This is a genomic window from Haliea salexigens DSM 19537, assembly GCF_000423125.1.
GTDB classification, from domain to species: Bacteria; Pseudomonadota; Gammaproteobacteria; order Pseudomonadales; family Halieaceae; genus Haliea; species Haliea salexigens.
Window position 1 is genome coordinate 129,146 of sequence record NZ_AUHJ01000007.1, and the last position, 18,609, is coordinate 147,754.

At 63.2% G+C, this 18,609-nt stretch carries 17 protein-coding genes; 13 read left to right on the forward strand and 4 right to left on the reverse strand.

Translation table 11 applies throughout. The features are described 5' to 3' along the window. Positions 1 to 96: 96 nt before the first annotated feature. From G533_RS0109790 to G533_RS0109845, 12 genes are all read left to right on the forward strand, one after another. The gene (locus G533_RS0109790) at positions 97 to 1,353 is read left to right on the forward strand and encodes a glutamate-5-semialdehyde dehydrogenase (RefSeq protein ID WP_027949800.1); all 1,257 of its coding nucleotides are present in this window, start codon (positions 97 to 99) and stop codon (positions 1,351 to 1,353) included. Next, positions 1,350 to 2,027, forward strand: coding sequence for a nicotinate-nucleotide adenylyltransferase (gene nadD, locus G533_RS0109795; RefSeq protein WP_027949801.1), 678 nt, complete (start codon positions 1,350 to 1,352; stop codon positions 2,025 to 2,027). The genes G533_RS0109790 and nadD overlap by 4 nt, the downstream gene beginning before the upstream one ends. Positions 2,028 to 2,047: 20 nt before the next feature. Beyond that, a complete protein-coding gene (gene rsfS / locus G533_RS0109800) occupies positions 2,048 to 2,383 on the forward strand; it encodes a ribosome silencing factor (protein WP_027949802.1) in 336 nt (111 codons plus the stop codon). Then, entirely contained in the window at positions 2,383 to 2,853 is a 471-nt protein-coding gene (gene rlmH, locus G533_RS0109805; protein ID WP_027949803.1) for a 23S rRNA (pseudouridine(1915)-N(3))-methyltransferase RlmH, read from the forward strand. Before rsfS ends, rlmH begins: the two co-directional genes overlap by 1 nt. A gap of 35 nt (positions 2,854 to 2,888) precedes the next feature. Next, positions 2,889 to 4,769, forward strand: a complete 1,881-nt coding sequence (gene mrdA / locus G533_RS0109810; RefSeq protein WP_027949804.1) for a penicillin-binding protein 2 — start codon at positions 2,889 to 2,891, stop codon at positions 4,767 to 4,769. Next, a complete protein-coding gene (rodA, locus tag G533_RS0109815; protein ID WP_027949805.1) occupies positions 4,762 to 5,907 on the forward strand; it encodes a rod shape-determining protein RodA in 1,146 nt (381 codons plus the stop codon). Before mrdA ends, rodA begins: the two co-directional genes overlap by 8 nt. Before the next feature lie 26 nt (positions 5,908 to 5,933). After that, positions 5,934 to 6,926: a lytic murein transglycosylase B gene (gene mltB / locus G533_RS0109820; protein WP_027949806.1), complete on the forward strand. Its 993-nt coding sequence runs from the start codon at positions 5,934 to 5,936 to the stop codon at positions 6,924 to 6,926. Beyond that, a complete protein-coding gene (locus tag G533_RS0109825) occupies positions 6,923 to 7,747 on the forward strand; it encodes a septal ring lytic transglycosylase RlpA family protein (protein ID WP_027949807.1) in 825 nt (274 codons plus the stop codon). Before mltB ends, G533_RS0109825 begins: the two co-directional genes overlap by 4 nt. A gap of 72 nt (positions 7,748 to 7,819) precedes the next feature. Beyond that, on the forward strand, positions 7,820 to 8,983 hold the full coding sequence (locus tag G533_RS0109830; protein ID WP_027949808.1) for a D-alanyl-D-alanine carboxypeptidase family protein: 1,164 nt from the start codon (positions 7,820 to 7,822) through the stop codon (positions 8,981 to 8,983). 8 nt (positions 8,984 to 8,991) lie between these two features. Then, positions 8,992 to 9,261, forward strand: coding sequence for a YbeD family protein (locus G533_RS0109835; protein WP_027949809.1), 270 nt, complete (start codon positions 8,992 to 8,994; stop codon positions 9,259 to 9,261). Positions 9,262 to 9,263: 2 nt separating this feature from the next. Beyond that, entirely contained in the window at positions 9,264 to 9,914 is a 651-nt protein-coding gene (gene lipB, locus G533_RS21430) for a lipoyl(octanoyl) transferase LipB (RefSeq protein WP_051230172.1), read from the forward strand. Positions 9,915 to 9,975: 61 nt separating this feature from the next. Beyond that, positions 9,976 to 10,776, forward strand: a complete 801-nt coding sequence (locus G533_RS0109845; protein WP_027949810.1) for an enoyl-CoA hydratase/isomerase family protein — start codon at positions 9,976 to 9,978, stop codon at positions 10,774 to 10,776. A gap of 7 nt (positions 10,777 to 10,783) precedes the next feature. Here the strand turns inward: G533_RS0109845 and G533_RS0109850 are convergent, their stop codons facing one another. From G533_RS0109850 to G533_RS0109865, 4 genes are all read right to left on the reverse strand, one after another. Beyond that, positions 10,784 to 11,314: a response regulator transcription factor gene (locus G533_RS0109850; protein WP_035527443.1), complete on the reverse strand. Its 531-nt coding sequence runs from the start codon at positions 11,312 to 11,314 to the stop codon at positions 10,784 to 10,786. Further along, positions 11,307 to 12,629 carry an ATP-binding protein gene (locus tag G533_RS21435; RefSeq protein ID WP_051230173.1) on the reverse strand — a complete coding sequence of 441 codons (1,323 nt, stop codon included), beginning with the start codon at positions 12,627 to 12,629 and terminating at the stop codon, positions 11,307 to 11,309. Before G533_RS21435 ends, G533_RS0109850 begins: the two co-directional genes overlap by 8 nt. 92 nt (positions 12,630 to 12,721) lie before the next feature. Continuing rightward, positions 12,722 to 15,811 (reverse strand): efflux RND transporter permease subunit, encoded by a 3,090-nt coding sequence (locus G533_RS21440; protein ID WP_084638918.1) that lies wholly within the window; start codon positions 15,809 to 15,811, stop codon positions 12,722 to 12,724. Beyond that, positions 15,811 to 16,866, reverse strand: a complete 1,056-nt coding sequence (locus G533_RS0109865) for an efflux RND transporter periplasmic adaptor subunit (RefSeq protein WP_027949812.1) — start codon at positions 16,864 to 16,866, stop codon at positions 15,811 to 15,813. Before G533_RS0109865 ends, G533_RS21440 begins: the two co-directional genes overlap by 1 nt. 163 nt (positions 16,867 to 17,029) lie before the next feature. On the opposite strand from G533_RS0109865, the gene G533_RS0109870 reads away from it, so the two are divergent. Further along, on the forward strand, positions 17,030 to 18,607 hold the full coding sequence (locus G533_RS0109870; RefSeq protein WP_027949813.1) for a peptide chain release factor 3: 1,578 nt from the start codon (positions 17,030 to 17,032) through the stop codon (positions 18,605 to 18,607). The last annotated feature ends 2 nt before the right edge of the window (positions 18,608 to 18,609 follow it).

Sequence of the window (18,609 nt, forward strand, 5' to 3'; positions counted from 1 at the left end):
TGTTCCGGGTCCCAGCTCCTTTTCCCTTCGGCAGATTGGCGCACCCGCGGCGGGCTTCAGGTATAATCGGGCGCGATCGCGGGTACGGGAACAGGAATGAGCATCGAGCACTACATGCAGGAATTGGGCGCGGCCGCACGGGCCGCGTCGCGGCAGTTGGCTGCATCAAGTACCGCACAGCGCAATGCGGCGCTGCTGGCAACCTGCGATGCGCTGGACGGCGCGCGTGCCTCGCTGGCGCAAGCCAATGCGGAGGACCTTGCCCGCGGTCGTGAACGCGGCCTTGCTGCGGCGCTTCTCGATCGGCTGGAACTCACGCCAGCGCGCATTGACGGCATGTTGCAGGGGTTGCGGCAGGTCGCGGCGCTCGCCGACCCGGTCGGCAGCATCAGTGACGTCAACCGGATGCCCAGCGGCATCCAGGTGGGCCACATGCGGGTACCGCTGGGCGTTATCGGCATCATCTACGAGTCGCGCCCCAACGTCACTGTGGAGGCGGCCAGCCTGTGCCTCAAGTCCGGCAACGCGACCATTTTGCGCGGCGGCTCCGAGTCGCTGGCCTCCAACCGTGCCATTGCGGCCTGCATTGCCACGGGGCTTGAACAGGCAGGCCTGCCGGCCGCGGCGGTGCAGGTGGTGGACACCGCCGACCGCGCCGCGGTCGGTGCCCTGATCAGTATGCCCGAACACGTGGACGTGATTATTCCGCGTGGCGGTAAAAGCCTGATCGAGCGCATCAGCCGCGAGGCCCGTGTGCCCGTGATCAAGCATCTCGATGGTGTTTGCCACGTCTACGTTGATGCCGGTGCGGAGCATGCCATGGCGCTGGCGATCGCGGTGAACGCCAAGACTCACCGCTACGGCACCTGCAATACCATGGAAACCCTGCTCGTCGACGCCAGTGAGGCGGCCGCCTTGCTGCCGCAACTGGCCGCGGCATTTGCGGCCAAAGGGGTGGAATTGCGTGGCTGTGAACGCAGCTGTGCGCTGTTGCCGGGCACGCGGGAGGCCACCGAACAGGACTGGTATGAAGAGTATCTGGCCCCCGTGCTCGCCCTGCGCATTGTCGAGGGCCTGGACGAGGCCATTGCACATATCAATCACTACGGTTCACAGCACACCGACAGCATTGTCACACGCGATCACGGTCGCGCCATGCGGTTCCTGCGCGAGGTGGATTCCAGCTCGGTGATGATCAACGCCTCCACGCGTTTCGCGGACGGGTTTGAATACGGCCTGGGCGCGGAAATCGGCATTTCCACTGATAAACTGCATGCTCGCGGGCCGGTGGGGCTGGAGGGGCTGACCTCACGCAAGTACGTGGTATTCGGTGAGGGGCAGGTTCGCAGTTGACGCCGTGCGAGGCCAGTGGTGCCCCGGTTGCCGTCCTCGGCGGAACCTTCAACCCCATTCACAACGGCCATCTGCGCTCCGCGCTGGAGCTGGTTGAGCACCTGGGGCTCGCCCACCTGCATCTTATGCCCTGCGCCACACCGCCGCACCGCGCAGCACCGCAGTGCCCGGCAGCCCAGCGTGCCGACATGGTGGAGCTGGCGATTGGCGGCGAGCCGCGGTTGCGTTGTGACCGTCGCGAGCTCCAGCGCAACGGTACGTCGTGGACCATCGACAGCCTGCAGGAACTGCGCGCGGAGTACGGCCCGCAGCGCAGCCTGAGCCTGGTGATGGGGTGCGATGCGGTGCAGGGACTGGATCGCTGGCACCGTTGGCAGGCTCTGCTGGAGTTTGCGCATATCGTGGTGATCGCGCGCCCCGGTTGGCACTTGCCGGCGCAGGGGGAGGTGGCGAATTGGCTCGCCGCACACGGTGTTGCCGAGCCTTCAGCCCTGCAACAGCGGCCTGCAGGGGGTGTGCTGGTGCTGCAATTGCGGCCCCTGGCGATTTCCTCCACCGAGATTCGCGCCCTGTGTGCCAGCGGGCGCTCCCCCCGTTATCTGCTCCCCGAGCCGGTACTGGACTATATTGAAAGGCATCAGCTCTACGCTGCTGCCGCTGATATTCATTTTTGAACTGGAGAGACAAACCCCGGATGCAAGCCGAAAACCTGAAAGACCTCGTTACCAACGCCCTCGACGAGCTGAAAGGCGTCAATATCGCCACGCTTGACGTGCGCGAGCTGACCGACGTCATGGATTACCTGGTCATTGCCAGTGGCACCTCCAATCGGCATGTCAAATCGCTCGCCGATAACGTCTGCATGGAGGCCAAGAAAGAGGGAGTCCGGCCGCTGGGGGTAGAGGGAGAAAACCCGGGAGAGTGGGTGCTCGTGGACTTCGGTGATGTGGTGGTGCACGTCATGTTGCCGGCAACACGCGACTTCTACGATCTCGAGCGACTCTGGGTGGATACCCGGCCGAGTAGCTGATGCGACTGACGGTCATTACCGTGGGTGGGAAGATGCCTGCCTGGGTCAATGAAGGTGTGGCGGAGTACGGCCGCCGGCTGCCGCGCGAGATTCGACTGGAGTGGTGCGAATTGCCCCTGGCCCGTCGCGGTCGCGACACCAGCCCCGAGCAGCTGCGCCAGCGCGAAGGTGAACTGATTCTCAAGGCGCTGCCCGCGGGCGATACGGTCATCGCCCTCGATGTGCGCGGCACCGCCTGGAGCACCGAGCGTCTGGCGCGCGAGCTCACCGACTGGCAGATGGACGGCACGAATGTCAGCCTGCTGATCGGCGGCCCGGACGGCCTCTCCGAAGACTGCCTGCAACGTGCCCGACAGCGCTGGTCGCTGAGCGCGCTCACCCTGCCGCATCCACTGGTGCGGGTGCTGCTCGCAGAACAAGTGTACCGGGCTTGGACAATCACTGCCGGCCACCCGTATCATCGCGCCTGACGCGTTAGCCAGCCACCTCGCGGGCCCTGCATTCCATGCCACAACACATCCCACTTAAGGACCCCGGCGGCGAAGCCCGCATTTTCATCGCCCGCACGCTGTTTTCGGTGCTGCTGGTGCTGGCCCTGCTGGGTGTCATCCTGGCGCGCTACCACGACCTGCAAATCAACGACCACGAAATCTATCGCACCCAGTCCGACCGCAATCGTGTGCAGCTGCAACCGTTGCCACCCAAGCGCGGGCTGATTTACGACCGTAACGGCGTACTGCTGGCGGACAACCGGCCCAGCCACATCCTGTCTATCGTTCGCGAGCGGGTGGAGGACATGGACGCCACGCTGGCGGACTTGCAGCAGCTGCTGCCCATATCGGAATCCGACCTGGAAAACTTCCGGCAGAAATTGCAGCGTCGCCGTCCTTACGAGGCGGTACCCCTGCGTTTTCGCCTGACCGAGGAAGAGCGCGCGTTGCTGGCGGTGAACCGCCACCGCATGCCCGGCGTCACAGTGGATGCACAACTGGTGCGGCACTACCCCCATGGCGCGCTGTTTTCCCACGCGGTGGGCTATGTGGGCCGGATAAACGAGCGGGAGGCACAGAGCCTGGACGAGCGCGACTACCGCGGCACCTTCCATGTCGGCAAGGTGGGGGTGGAAAAATTCTACGAAGATCTGCTGCACGGGGAAGTGGGTTACCAGAACGTGGAGACCAACGCGCACGGGCGGGTACTGCGGGTGCTGGAGCGGTTTGACCCGGTGCCGGGCGCGGACATCACCCTGCATCTGGATTTTCAGCTGCAGCAGACTGCGCTGGCGGCGCTGGGCGAGCAGCGGGGCGCCGTAGTGGCCATTGATCCCCTGGATGGCGGCGTGCTGGCGCTGGTCTCCACCCCCGGTTTCGACACCAACCTGTTCGTCAATGGCATCAGCTCCGCGGACTACAAGGCGCTGCGTGACTCCCCCGATGTGCCGCTGTTCAACCGCGCCATACAGGGCCAGTATCCTCCGGGCTCCACCGTGAAGCCGATGATGGCCATGGCCGGACTGCAGGCCGGGCTGGTGACACCGGAGAGCACGGTTGCCGACCCGGGCTGGTACAGCCTGCCGGGCGACTCCCGCCGCTACCGGGACTGGATCCTGAAGATACGCGGTACCGGTCACGCGCCGCGGGTGGACATGCACATGGCGGTCGCGGAATCCTGCGACGTGTACTTCTACGACCTGGCCCGGCGCCTGACTATCGATCGCATGCACGACTACCTGTCCGGTTACGGGCTGGGCAAGCGCACCGGCGTGGATACCACCAACGAGCGGCCCGGTGTGCTGCCGTCCACGCGCTGGAAGCGCGACACCATGAACCAGCCCTGGTACCCGGGGGAGACTCTCAGTGCGGGGATTGGCCAGGGCTATATGCTGGCGACGCCCATGCAGCTGGCGGCGGCGACCACCGTGCTCGCCACCCGGGGCCAAGCGCGCACCCCGCGGCTGCTGCGCAGCGTGGCGGGGCAGACGCAGCCCATCGACGCGCGTGAGACGATCACTGCGCCCCCGGATTATTGGGACGCGGTGCATGAGTCGATGCGTGCGGTCGTACACAGCGCCCGGGGCACGGCGCGCAAGATCGGCGAGGACATTCGCTACCAGATGGCGAGCAAAACCGGTACGTCCCAGGTGATCGGCATCGCGCAGAACGCCATTTATGTCGAGGCGGAGGTGGCGGAACGACACCGCAATCACGGGCTGTTCATTGCCTTCGCACCCTATGAGTCGCCCACCATTGCCGTTGCCGTGATCGTGGAAAATGGGGGCGGGGCCTCGGCTGCATCACCCATCGCGCGGGCTGTGCTTGACGCCTGGCTGGTGGATGAGGCGGCGCTGGACAGTGAGGCAACTGCGGGAGCGCTCGCCGATGGGTGATTATGTTCGTCAGTTGCAATTTCCCGGCGACAGCTCGGACCTCTCGCGTCGCGCCCCCCTGGCGCTGCGCCTGCACCTCGATGTGCCGCTGTTGCTGCTGCTGGTAGTGTTGACGCTGTTTGGCCTGGTGGTGCTCTACAGCGCCTCGGGGCAGAAAATGGCGGCGGTAGTGCGCCAGGGGCAGTACTTCCTGCTCGCCTACGGCGTCATGTTCCTGGCGGCACAGATCGACCTGAAGCGCTACCAGCGCTGGTCGCCGTGGTTCTACCTGCTCGGCGTGTTGCTGCTGGTGGGCGTGATTTTCTTCGGCGTTGGCGCCAAAGGGGCCCAGCGCTGGCTCTCGCTGGGCGGTTTCCGCTTTCAACCTTCGGAAATTCTCAAGCTGGTGATGCCACTGACCGTCGCCTGGTATCTGTCTTCACGCACAGTGCCGCCGCGCTTCAAGTACGTGCTGGCCTGTCTACTGCTGGTGGCCATCCCCTCTGTGCTGATCCTGCTGCAGCCCGACCTCGGTACCGCGCTGTTGATTGCTGCCAGCGGCCTGTTCGTGCTGTTCATGGCCGGCATTGGCTGGAGCTACATTGTGGGGGCTTTCCTGCTCGCCTGCGCTTCCGCGTGGCCAGTATGGATGTACGTGCTCAAGGATTACCAGAAACAGCGCATCCTCACGCTGCTCAACCCGGAGAGCGACAAACTGGGTGCCGGCTGGAATATCATCCAGTCGAAAACCGCGATCGGCTCCGGCGGCTGGGAGGGCAAGGGTTGGCTGAACGGCACCCAATCACAGCTCGATTTCCTGCCGGAAAGCCACACCGATTTCATTATTGCCGTGCTGGCGGAAGAGTTCGGTTTGCGCGGGGTACTGTTCCTCATGGCGCTTTACCTGCTCATTGTACTGCGTGGCTTCTGGATCGCGGTGTATGCCAACAGCAATTTCGGTCGCATGGTCGCAGGCAGCATCACACTGACGTTTTTCGTTTACATCTTTGTTAACATGGGCATGGTTGCGGGCCTCCTGCCGGTGGTGGGGGTGCCGCTACCGCTGGTCAGTGCAGGCGGGACTTCCGTAGTGACGCTGATGGCCGGCTTCGGCCTGTTGATGGCTATCGCCACAGGCGATTCAGGCCGCCCCCGTTAAGGTAGTTGATTGGTGAGATTCTGCGCATGACGAAGACGATGGCCTGCCGCCTGGTGGCTCTGTGGTGTTGTTGGCCGGTGTTATCGGTTGGCGCCAGTACAGATTATGGCGATCTCGCTGCGGCGCGGGCACTGGTCGACGAGCTGGCGGAGGAGCGCGGGTTCAGCCGCGAACAGCTGCTGCAGGTCGTGGCGAGCGCCGAGCGCCAGGAGCGTATTCTCGAGGTCATGGCCCGTCCCGCGGAACGGGTCAAGCCCTGGTATGAGTATCGGCAGATTTTCCTCACCGAACAGCGGGTTAGCGAGGGGCTGGCGTTTTACCGTGCGCACGAAGACACGTTCCGCCGCGTGCAGGCGGAACTCGGGGTGCCGCCGGAGATTGTGCTGGCCATTCTCGGCGTGGAGACCTCCTACGGGCGCATCACCGGAAGCTATCGCGTGCTGGACGCGCTGGCCACACTGGCCTTCGATTATCCGCGTCGGTCCGCCTATTTCAGTCGGGAATTGAAGAATTATCTGATCCTCACGCAAGAACAGCAGATGGACCCGCTCGCCCTTCAAGGTTCCTATGCCGGCGCCATGGGGTATGGCCAGTTCATGCCGAGTAGCTACCGCAGTTACGCCGTCGATTTCGATGCGGACGGTCACATTGATATCTGGAACAATCCGGTGGATGGTATTGGCAGTGTGGCCAACTATCTGCGTCGCCATGGCTGGCGCAGTGGCGAAGGCGTGGTGGTGCCCGCGGCGGCGTCGGGCGAGGTGCCTGAGGCGTGGTTCGGCCTCGGCCTGGTACCCAAGCGCCGTGTGGATGAGCTGGATGCCGGGGGCCTGCACGCGCGGGCACCGCTGGACGCCGAAACACAGGTAACGCCTGTACGGCTGGAGTTGGAGGAAGGGTATGAATACTGGCTGGGCCTGCACAATTTTTACGTCATCACGCGCTACAACCACAGCGCCCTGTACGCAATGAGCGTCTACCAGCTTAGCCAGCGTCTGGCCGCGGGGCTGGCATTGTGAGCCGGTCGAACCTGCTGCTGGTCGGGCTGCTGGCGCTGATACTGGCCGGTTGTGCCTCGCGTGGGCCGGGTGTTGTGACGGTGCCCGGCGAGTCGCCTACTGCGCCGGGTGCCCAGATCAAGGACGGTGCGCCTCCGCGCACTATTCACCCCGACGATGTCCTGGACGCTGTGCCACGGCCAGACCCGATACTTATCGTCGGCAACTTCAGTCCGTATACCGTCAACGGCGAAACCTACGAAGTGCTCTCCAGCTTTACGAACTACAGCGAGCGTGGCATTGCATCCTGGTACGGCACCAAGTTCGATGGCCAGAAAACCTCAAACGGCGAGATTTTTGACCTGTATGCGGCGTCCGCTGCGCACAAGACCCTGCCGATACCCTGCTATGCCCGCGTCACCAACCTGGCCAACGGGCGCAGCATGATCGTGCGGGTGAATGATCGCGGCCCTTTCCACAGTGACAGGCTGATTGACCTTTCCTACGGCGCCGCGGTCAAACTCGGTTTTATGGAAGTGGGCACGGCGCCCGTTGAAGTGGAAGTGATCAATCTGGCCGGTATCGACGACCGTCGCAGCAACCCGGCAGGGCACTATCGGTTTGTGCAACTCGGTGCCTTTGGTTCCGAGTCTGCGGCGCAGCGGCTGCGTATCGAGTTGGCGGCATTGGTTACCTCGCCCATTGCGGTCAGCCCGGTGGAATCCGGCGCCGGTCGCCTGTACCGGGTGCGTATTGGCCCCGTTGCGGCAAACGAGGATATCCTGCAGCTGCAGCAACGTCTTGAAGCCAGTGGTTACAGTGGCACCCAGCTGCTGCCCTGACGCGGCGGGTTCGACCCGCTTCCCGGCGCTCGCTGCGCCATTCATGTCCCAACATTTCAGGCCCTGTTAGTTATGAAGCGTTTTCTGTTTTCCCTGCTGGTCGTTCTTGTCACCGGTTCCGCCTCCGCAGCTATTGTGCCAGCGCCGCCGCAAGTGGCTGCCGAGGCGTATCTGCTGATCGACGCCGATACCGGCACCGTGCTGGCGGAGGGGAATGCCGATGACCCGCGCCCACCTGCCAGCCTGGTCAAGATGATGACCGCGTACGTGCTTGCCGGTGAAATCGAATCCGGTCGGGTGTCCGCAGACGATATGGTGACGGTAAGCCGCAACGCCTGGTCGCAGAACCCGGTGTTCAACGGTTCCTCCCTGATGTGGATTGAACCCGGCAAGGACGTCTCAATCAGCGACCTCGAACACGGCATCATCATCTCCTCAGGCAACGACGCCACGGTCGCGGTGGCCGAGCACCTTGCCGGTAGCGAAGATGCCTTTGCCGATATGATGAACAGTTACGCCAAGGCCCTGGGCATGACCAGTTCTCATTTTGCCAACTCCCACGGCCTGCCCGCCGACGGCCAGGTGGTGACTGCCCGCGACCTCGCCAAACTGTCCGCGGCGATGATTAATGATTTCCCCGAGCACTACTCCCTCTACAAGAAGCGCGAGTTCACCTACAACAATATTCGCCAGTACAATCGCAATTCGCTACTGGGTGAGGATGCCTCCGTTGATGGTATAAAAACTGGTTATACCAAGGAGGCGGGGTACGGCCTGGTCGCCTCCGCTGAACGCGATGGTATGCGCCTGATTTCCGTTGTGCTGGGAACCCGTAGCCCCACAGCGCGCAAAAACGAAACGCGCGGACTCCTCAACTACGGCTTCAGGTTCTACGAGACGGTGGCGTTGTTCAGCGCTGAACAGGAACTGGAACAGCCGCGCGTCTGGAAAGGGCTGCAGGACAGCGTGGCCGTTGGTGTCATGGAAGAGGCGCTGGTAACGCTGCCGCGCGGCCAGCGTGAAGCGATGGAAACGCAGGTCGAACTCAACGCCACCCTCATGGCGCCCATTGCCCGCGGTGACCAGGTGGGCACGGTGCGCCTGACCCAGGCGGGTGAGACGGTGTTCGAGGCGCCGGTCGTCGCCCTGGCCTCCGTTGAGCAGGCCGGCTTCTTCGCCAGGATATGGGACAGCATCCGCCTCTGGTTCAGCCAGTTGTTCAGCGTGGAGGGGTAACAGCCGCCATGACAGAGCAAGAACCGCCGCGTATCGAGTTTCCCTGCGAGTACCCGATCAAGGTACTGGGACGCAGTTCCGACGGCTTTTTCAGCCTGATTGTGGAGGTGTTTGAGCGCCATGCTCCGGGTTTCGACCAGGAAACCATCACCGTAAAGGGCAGCGCCAAGGGAACCTTCACGTCGCTGACCATCACCATCACTGCCACCGGCCCGGATCAGCTGGAGGCACTGCACCAGGACCTGATGGCAACGGGCCAGGTGCAAATGGTGATCTGACCATGGACGTTGTCTGTCGCCGGCTGCCGGGGCGCGCCGATTACCTCGCCACCCTGCAGGCGATGAAAACCTTCACGGACAATCGGGATGCGGATACCCCCGACGAGCTGTGGTTGCTGCAACACCCTCGTGTGTTCACCCAGGGCCAGGCAGGCAAGGCTGAGCATGTGTTGGCCCCCGGCGACATACCGGTGATTCAGGTGGATCGGGGTGGCCAGGTGACCTATCACGGCCCGGGTCAGTGGGTACTCTATCTGCTGGTGGATTTGCGGCGCCGCGGCCTGGGTGTGCGGCAACTGGTCACCCTGATTGAGAACAGCATCGTGCAGGTCCTCGCAGATTACGGCATTCACGCCGCCCCCCGCGCCGATGCACCTGGCGTTTACGTAGACGGTGACAAAATTGCTTCGCTGGGCTTGCGTGTGCGCCGGGGCTGCAGTTACCACGGCCTGGCACTCAACGTGGACCTCGACCTGGAACCGTTTTTGCGTATCAATCCCTGTGGTCATGAGGGGCTGCGGGTTACTTCCATGGCGCAGTGTTTGCCCGACCAGTCTGCGCTGGATATGGGTAAGGTGGGCGATGCTTTGTTCGCCGCGCTGCGCGGACAGCTTGCAGCCGCTACCACTGTTCCCCAAGCCCGCGGCACATAAGCCCCATCGTACGCTTCCATCACGCGGTAGAATAACCGCAAGCATTCGAAGGAAGCCTGCCATGAATACAGTCAATCCCCTGTTGATCGAGCGTCACGGCCCTGTTGAGTGGCTGACCCTGAACCGGCCTGAGCGCAGTAATGCGCTCAACGCCGCACTGGTCGATGCGCTGCTGGATTATTTTACCCAACTGCGCGAGCGTGAAGAGGTTCGTGTGGTGGTACTGCGGGCCGCGGGGCGTAACTTTTGTGCCGGTCTTGACCTGACAGAGCCGGAGTTCAACCCGCAACCGCGTTCGCCGCAGGGTATCTGGAAGGTACAGCGCCGTATTGCAGCCATTTATCAGGCGATGCGCGCCTGTCCGCAACCGATTGTGGCTCTGATACAGGGTGCCGCCTGTGGTGGTGGCTTCAGCCTTGCGCTCGCCTCTGACGTGCGCATTGCCGCGGAATCGGCGCGCATGAATGCGGCCTACCTGTCCATTGGCCTGACGGGTTGCGATATGGGCAGCAGTTATTTTCTGCCGCGTCTGGTGGGTACTGCGTTGGCCTCAGAGCTGTTGCTGACAGCGCGCTTTATCCATGCACCGCGGGCACTGGCAACCGGCCTTGTATCGTCCGTGGTAGCCGCAGAGGAGCTGGCTGCGGAAGCCCAGGGCTTGGTCGACGACATGCTGGCGGCGACGCCGATGGGGCTGCGCCTGACCAAAGAGGCGTTGAACTATGCAATCGATGCCCCCAGCCTGCAGAGCGCCATGGCCATGGAGGATCGCCACCAGACCCTGCTCGGCCTGAGTGATGACGCGGCGGAGGCGGGGCTCGCCTTTGTCGAGAAGCGCCCCCCGGTGTTTCGCGACCGCTAGTTGCCCTTCAGCGCCGAACTGGGCGTTTCTGCAGTTTGCGCTGGAGTGTACGTCGGTGCATGCCCAGCGCGCGGGCGGTGGCGGAAATGTTGCCATCGTTGGCATTCAGTACGCGCTGCAGATGTTCCCATTCCAATCGGTCCAGGGAGGGAGGCTGTGCGGCGTGTTCCGGTGCAGGCTGTTCGCCACAAAAGGCCAGCAGGATCTCGTCCACGGTTGCCGGCTTGCATAGATACTGGGTTGCGCCCAGCTTGATGGCTTCGACGGCGGTGGCGATACTGGAGTAGCCGGTGAGCACCACCAGGCTCGCAGTGGGCGCCTTGCTGAGCAGGTCCGGCAGCGCGGCGAGGCCTGAACGGCCGGGCATGTTGAGATCGAGCAATATATGGCTGGGGTCAAATTCCCGGCAGCAGCGCAGGGCCTCCTCGGCGCTGGCGCAGGCTCGGCAGCTAAACCCCCGGCGTTCCAGACCGCGTGCCAGCACGGCGCTGAAGGTGGGGTCGTCATCTACCAGCAACATCCGCGCAGGGCTATTCATCAGCGGCCTCCGCCGGAATGGTGAGCGTTGCCAGGCAGCCACCGTCTGCGGGGTTTTCCAGCCGAATGTGCCCACCGTGGCGCTCCGCGGTGGCGCGCGCCAGAATCAGGCCAATGCCCAGGCCGCCGTGTGCTCTTGCGCCGGTGTCTTCCCGCGGCCCCATGGGCGATGCGGGTGTGGCTGTCGCATTCATGCGCGTCAGCACCTCCTCTGGTGCGCCCGGGCCATCGTCACGCACCGCGATACTCACGCTGTTGGTGTTCCACCTCACCGTTACCGCAACGTGCTCAGCGCCGGTATCGGCGGCATTGTTGAGCAGGTTCTCCAGTGCCTGTGGCAGTGTCTGGTCGTAGGAGACCTGCGCTGCGGGTGGTTCGCCCGATACGTGCAACTGACAGGATACGCGCGGGCGCCGGGCCGCCCAATGCTCCACGCAGCTTCGTACCAGCCGGTCGGCGGGGCGGCGCTGGCGGGTGCCGGCGGCAGAGAGTTCTGCCGTGTTGCTGAGCTCGGCAAGAATCTTGCGGCACTGCAGCAGCTGCTGCTGCAACAGCGCAACGTCGTCGCGTGCCTGATCGCCCAGGGACGTGTCCTGTTGCAGTTCTTCTGCGAGCAACGTCATGGTGCCAAGTGGTGTACCCAATTCGTGTGCGGTGCCGGCGGCGAGGCTGGCAACCGCCAGAATCTGGTCGTGACGCAGCCGGTCTTCGCGCCGTCGCATTTCCGTGGCTTCCTGTTCCCTGAGCACCGCCGCCATGCGCACCACAAAGTAGGTGATCAGGCCGGCGCTGAAAAGGAAGTTGAACCACATGCCCAGGCTGTGCACGCTGCCCTGCTGGTGGCCCATGGCGGCGTGGGGCGAAAACAGCGGGAACGACACCCGAAAGTACAGCAGCAGGCTGTAGGCGGCCACGGAAGCCGCAGCCACCAGCCAGGTATAGCGCCAGGGAAGTACCGCTGCAGCGACTACCAGCGGCACAATGTAGTAGGAGATGAACGGGTTGTCGGCACCGCCGCTGTAGTACATCAGCGCGCTCCAACCCACGACATCCACCATCAACTGGGCAAAGAAGGTGCGGTTGCCGATGTCACTGGCCGTCGTGCTCCACCAGAGGCTGGCGATGGTAATGACCGCGAGTAGCACAAGGCTGGCGGTCATCCCCCACAGGCTTTGCGTGGTTCGACTCGCCAGCAACACGTAGGCCAGAACGCCCGCCTGGCCGAGCAGCGCAATGGCGCGGATGGCGAGCAGGCTGCGCAGGTTGGCCAGCGAGGGGCTGTAGGCGGATTGGCGTGGATGACGGACTGTGCTCACAGGTGGAGTATACCGCCGTCACCTGGCCACAGGGAGCGGCAAAGCGTCGCAGACCCGGAGCAGGCAGACGCGTTGACCGTCATGCAAGTGGCTCAGGCGGACGGCTTGTGTTCCTCCGGCGGCAAGCCCGTGCTCGCCACCGAGCGTGCCGCCAGCAAGCGGTACGCGGCAGGCACGACGTAGAGCGACAGCAGTGAGCCCAGCAGCATGCCACCGATAACCGCGAGGCCCAGGGGCACCCGGCTTTGCGAGCCCGCGCCGAGTGCCAGGGCAATGGGCAGGGTGCCGAGTACCGTGGACAGCGTGGTCATCAGAATGGGACGGAAGCGGGCCGCAGCTGCCTCTTCCACGGCATCGCTGATGCTCAACCCCGCCGCGCGCCGCTGGTTGGCGAACTCCACAATGAGAATACCGTTCTTGGTCACGAGGCCAATGAGCATGATCAGCCCGATTTCCGAAAAGATATTCAGCGTCTGGTTGAAGTACCACAACGTGATGAGGCCGCCGGTGATTGCCATGGGTACGGTGAGCATGATGGCGAGCGGATCGCGGAAGCTTTCGAACTGGGCCGCCAGTACCAGGTAGATCAGCAGCAGGGCGAGTACAAATACGAAAATCAGGCTGCTGCCGGTTTCGGCGAATTCACGCGACTGGCCGGCGAGTTCCGTGGTGTAGCTTTCGTCCAGCACTTCGCTGGCCATCTCTCGCATGGCTCGAATGCCGTCCTCCAGCGCAACGCCCTCGGCGAGGTTGGCGGAAAAGGTGGCGGCGGTGAAACGGTTGAACCGGTACAGCACCGGGGCGGAGCTCTGTTCGCGGACCGTCACCAGGTTGGGCAAGGGTACCAGCGTGCCGTCGGCGGCGCGCACGGAAAGCCGGGACAGGTCCGCCGGCTCGTTGCGCCCCCCGCGCACCATCTGGCCGATAATTTCATACTGTTCGCCGTCCTTGAGGAAATAGCCGAAGCGCTGGCCGCTGAACGAGGCCTGGACGATGTCGGCGATCTCCCGGGTATTGACGCCGATGGCTTCAGCCCGGTCGCGGTCGATTTCAAGCACCAGTTCCGGTTGGTTGAACTTGAGGTTAACGTCCACGTAGCTGAATGCGGGGTGCTGCTGGGCGCGCTCCAGGAAGCGCGGTATGACCTCGCGCACCTTCTCGATATCGGTGTTCTGTACCACGAACTGCACGGGTAGGCCGCGCCCGCCTACATTGATGGTGTCGAACTGGCGTACGAATGCCTGCAGCTGGGGGAACTCTGCGAGTGCTGCCGTTAGGCTGGTCGCTACCTGCGCCTGGGTCTGCTCACGCTCTTCCGGGGCCTTTAGTACTACCCGGGAGAAGCCGGTGTTGACCGTAGTCGAGGAGCCAAAGCCAGGCGAGGTGACGGTCAGGCGTGCGCGCAGGGCATCGCCGCCGGCTTCGGCGATCAGTGCATCCAGCTCACGCATCGCATCCGACATGTAGTCAAAGCCCGCGCCTTCCGGGCCGCGGGCAGAGACGAAAAGCTGGCTTCTGTCTTCCAGTGGTGCCAGCTCCTGGGGCATGCTGCGAAACAGGATTACGATCAATGTCAGGCAGGTCAGCAGGATGAGTGCGGCCCAGCTGCGATGGCGCAGGAAGGCTCGCAGAGAAGCCCGGTAACCGTCGGCGAGGCGCTCGAAGAAGGGTTCCGTTGCGCGATACAGTGCCGGGTGCTGCGCCCGGTTCTTGAGAAAGCGCGCACAGAGCATGGGGGCCAGTGTCAGGGCAACGAACGAGGAGATGATCACTGCGGCGGCGAGGGTGACGCCGAATTCACGAAACAGTACGCCGGTGAGGCCGCCGAGGAAGATCAACGGCGCGAACACGGCCACCAGCGCCAGCGTGGTGGCGATCACAGCGAAAAAGATTTCCTTGACGCCCTCTGCCCCCGCGATAGCTGGCTTCTGGCCCTGTTCGATGCGCTTGTAGATGTTCTCTACCACCACAATTGCATCGTCCACCACCAGGCCAATTGCCAGCACCATACCCAACAACGTCAGCACGTTGATGGAAAAGCCTGCCAGATAGAGCACAAAGAAGGTGCCGATCAAGGCAATGGGAATGGTCAGCAGGGGGATGATGGTGGTGCGCCACTCCCGCAGGAAGGCGAAGATCGTGGCGCACACCAGCAACAATGCAATGCCCAGGGTCTGCATGACTTCGAGAATGCTGGCGCGAATGAACGTGGTGGTATCGAAGCCGACAGCGACATCGACGTCGTCCGGCAAATCGCGTTCGATGATCGCCAGTCGCCGGTAGAACTCATCGGCAATCGCGATTTCGTTGGCGCCGCTTTGTGGACGCAGCACCACCCCGACGTTGGTGATGCCATCGCGGCGCAGCACGGTGCGTTCATTCAAGGGACCGATTTCGGCTCGCCCGACGTCGCTCAATCGCACGAGGCGGTCGCCTTCCTTGCGAATAACCCGGTTGTTGAAATCTTCCGGGTCATCGCCGAGTCGACTGAGGGTACGAATGTTGATGTCTATCGTGTCCCCTTCGAGTGTGCCTGTCGGCAGCTCGACGTTCGCCGCCTGCAGCGCATTGCGCACGTCGATGGCGGTCAGCCCGTGGGCGACCAGGGCATCCGGGTCCAGCCACAGTCGCATGGCGTATTCCTTGTACCCCCAGATGTCCACCTGGCCCACGCCGGAGATGGTTTCGAAGCGGGACTTGAACAGGTTGTCCGCCAGTGCGCTGAGTTCCATCAGGTTGCGTTGCTGACTGCGTACACTGAGGAATATGATCGGGTCGCCGTCGGCATCGGCCTTGTAGATGGTGGGGGCCTCTGCCGCATTGGGCAGCCTGCGCATGGCGGAGCCAACCCGGTCGCGAATGTCATTGGCCGCTGTGTCCAGGTCGTCGCCCAGCGAGAATTCCGTGGTGACGGTGCTCAGGCCCTCACGGCTTATGGAGGTCATGGTGCGAATGCCGGCGACCGTGTTGAGCTCTTCTTCCAGCGCCTCGGTGATCTGGCTTTCCACCACGCTGGCGTTGGCGCCCGGGTAGGCGGTCTGCACAGAGATGATGGGCCGCTGGGCCATGGGGAATTCGCGCACGCCCAGTTCGCGCAGGCCAATCAGGCCGAAAACGATGATGACAATGGACATCACCACCGCCAGGACCGGACGGCGGATGCTGACTTCGTGCAGCGCCATCAGCTCAGGTCCAGCGCAGGCTGCACCGCCACCGGTTGCCCGTTGCGTATGGACTGGATGCCCGAGGTGATGATCTCCACGCCCGGCTCAAGGCCGCTCAGGATTTCAACGCGCCGTGCATCACGAAAACCGGTTTCCACTTCATGGCTGACGGCAATACCGTCCTCCACGGTGAATACGGTGACTGCTTCGAGGTTTTGCAGCACCGCAACGCTGGGTACGACCAGCGCAGCTTCGTTGCGCGTGACCAGCTCTACCCGCGCGTAGTTACCGGGCAAGAGTACACTGTCAGGGTTTTCGACATCGGCGCGCACGGTGAGTGTGCGCGTCTCCGGATCCACGCGCGGGTCGATGGCGCGCACTACGGCGGGAAAGGTATCGGCATGCCCGCTGACGGTGAGCGACAGTGTCGTTCCGGGCACCACCTGCTGTCGGTAGCGTTCGGGCACGCTGAAGTCCACATGCAGGTCGGAAACGGTTTGCAGGGTGGTGATCAGGGTGTCCGCTTCAATCAGATCGCCGGTGCTCACGTGCCGCAGCCCCAGGGTGCCCGCGAAGGGGGCCTCAATGCGGCTTTTTGCCAGTCGGGCCCGGAGGCGAGAGACCTCGGCCCGCAGCACTTCGCGGCGGCTGATGGCGTCATCCCGGTCGCTGGCCGTTACTGCACCTGTACCAAACAGGTTTTGCAGGCGGTCCGCCTGGGTGCTGGCGAGGGTGAGCTGTTCCTCCAGCGAACGCAGTTCTGCACCCAGCTCGGCGGATTCGATCAGGATGATGGGGTCACCCGCCTGCACGTTCTGACCATCCCGGAACAGAATTTTCTCGACCTTGCCGCGCAGCTCGCTGCGAAGATTGATGGCCTGCTCCGCGGCCAGAGTGCCGTTGAAGAAAAGGCGGCTCTCAAACGCCTGGGGCTCCAGGCGTTGTGTGCGCACTGCGGTCGCGGCGCGGTTTGGCGGCGCGCTGGCCGCCGGGCCCGAGGCCGGCTGCAGACGGGGCCAGAGCACGGCGCCAACGGCCCCAAGCGCCAGCACGACGATGATAAAACGTTTCATGAGAATTCCTGTCTGCCGGGCGCAAAAACCGCTGCATAAGCGGCGCCATTATAGCGTAAAAGTGACGCGGCTATTGACTCCATGCGCAGCGCAAGGTTCCCGCAGGCACTGCCTGTTGCCATCAAAGCGCGTATAATCCGCGCTTTTTCCAGCAGGTTCCAGCATGGCAGATTTGACAAAGGCAATTGCCAACCGACGCACTTTCGCCATCATCTCCCACCCGGATGCGGGCAAGACCACGATTACGGAGAAGCTGTTGCTGTTGGGCAACGCCATTCAGGTCGCCGGGAGCGTGAAAGGCAAGCGTGGCCCGCACGCCACCTCGGACTGGATGACACTGGAGCAGGAGCGCGGTATTTCCGTGACCTCGTCGGTGATGCAGTTCCCCTATCACGGGCGCACCGTGAATCTGCTGGATACGCCGGGCCACGAGGACTTCTCTGAGGATACCTACCGTACCCTCACCGCCGTGGATTCGGCGTTGATGGTGATCGATGGCGCGAAAGGTGTGGAGGACCGCACCATCAAGTTGATGAGTGTTTGCCGCCTGCGCGACACGCCAATCTTCAGCTTCGTGAACAAGATGGACCGCGATATCCGCGACCCGATCGAGTTGCTGGACGAGATCGAATCGGTGCTCGGTATTGCGGGAGCGCCGATCAACTGGCCGCTGGGTATGGGACGTGAATTCAAAGGGGTGTACAACCTCTACACGGATGTCATTCATGTGTTCACGCCGGGCCAGGGAAGCGTGCTGCCGGATGATCAGCGCATCGAGGGGCTGGACAGTGCGGAAGGGCGGGCGCTGCTGGGAGATGAGTGGGAGCAGGTCGTCGAGGAAATCGAGCTGGTGCGCGGTGCCAGCCATCCGTTCGAGCGGGAGGCCTTCCTTGCGGGCAAGTTGAGCCCGGTGTTCTTCGGCACGGCGCTGGGCAATTTTGGCGTGCGCGAAATGCTCGACGATTTTGTCGAGTGGGCGCCGGCGCCTCTGGGGCGCGAGGCTGCGCAGCGTGCGGTGAGCGCCGCGGAGCCGACCTTCTCCGGCTTCGTGTTCAAGATCCAGGCGAATATGGACCCCCGTCATCGCGACCGGATCGCTTTTTTGCGGGTCTGCTCGGGGCGCTATGAAAAAGGCATGAAGATGCGTCATTCCCGCATTGGCAAGGACGTGCGCGTGGTGGATGCGGTGACGTTCAAGGCCGGCGAGCGCGTGTTGGTGGAAGAGGCCTTCGCCGGTGACATTATCGGCCTGCACAACCACGGCACGATCCAGATCGGGGATACCTTTACCGAGGGTGAAGAGCTGCAGTTTTCCGGCATTCCGCACTTTGCGCCCGAATTGTTCCGCCGTATCCGCCTGCGTGACCCGATGAAGTCCAAACAGCTGCAGAAGGGTTTGCAGCAGCTCTCCGAAGAGGGGTCGACACAGGTGTTCGCGCCGTTGAATTCATCGGACCTGATAGTGGGGGCGGTTGGTCAACTGCAGTTTGATGTGGTGGTGTATCGTCTCGCCGATGAATACAAGGTAGAGGCGGGCTATGAGCCGGTCAATGTCTACACTGCGCGCTGGGTGCACAGCGATGACCCGCGCAAGCTGGAGGAATTCCGCAAGAAGGCCGCGGATCAGTTGTCCATCGATGGCGGCGGACACCTCACCTACCTGGCGCCGACGCGGGTCAACCTGTCGCTGATGGAAGAGCGTTGGCCGGATATCGAGTTCCTGGCAACGCGAGAGCACTGACC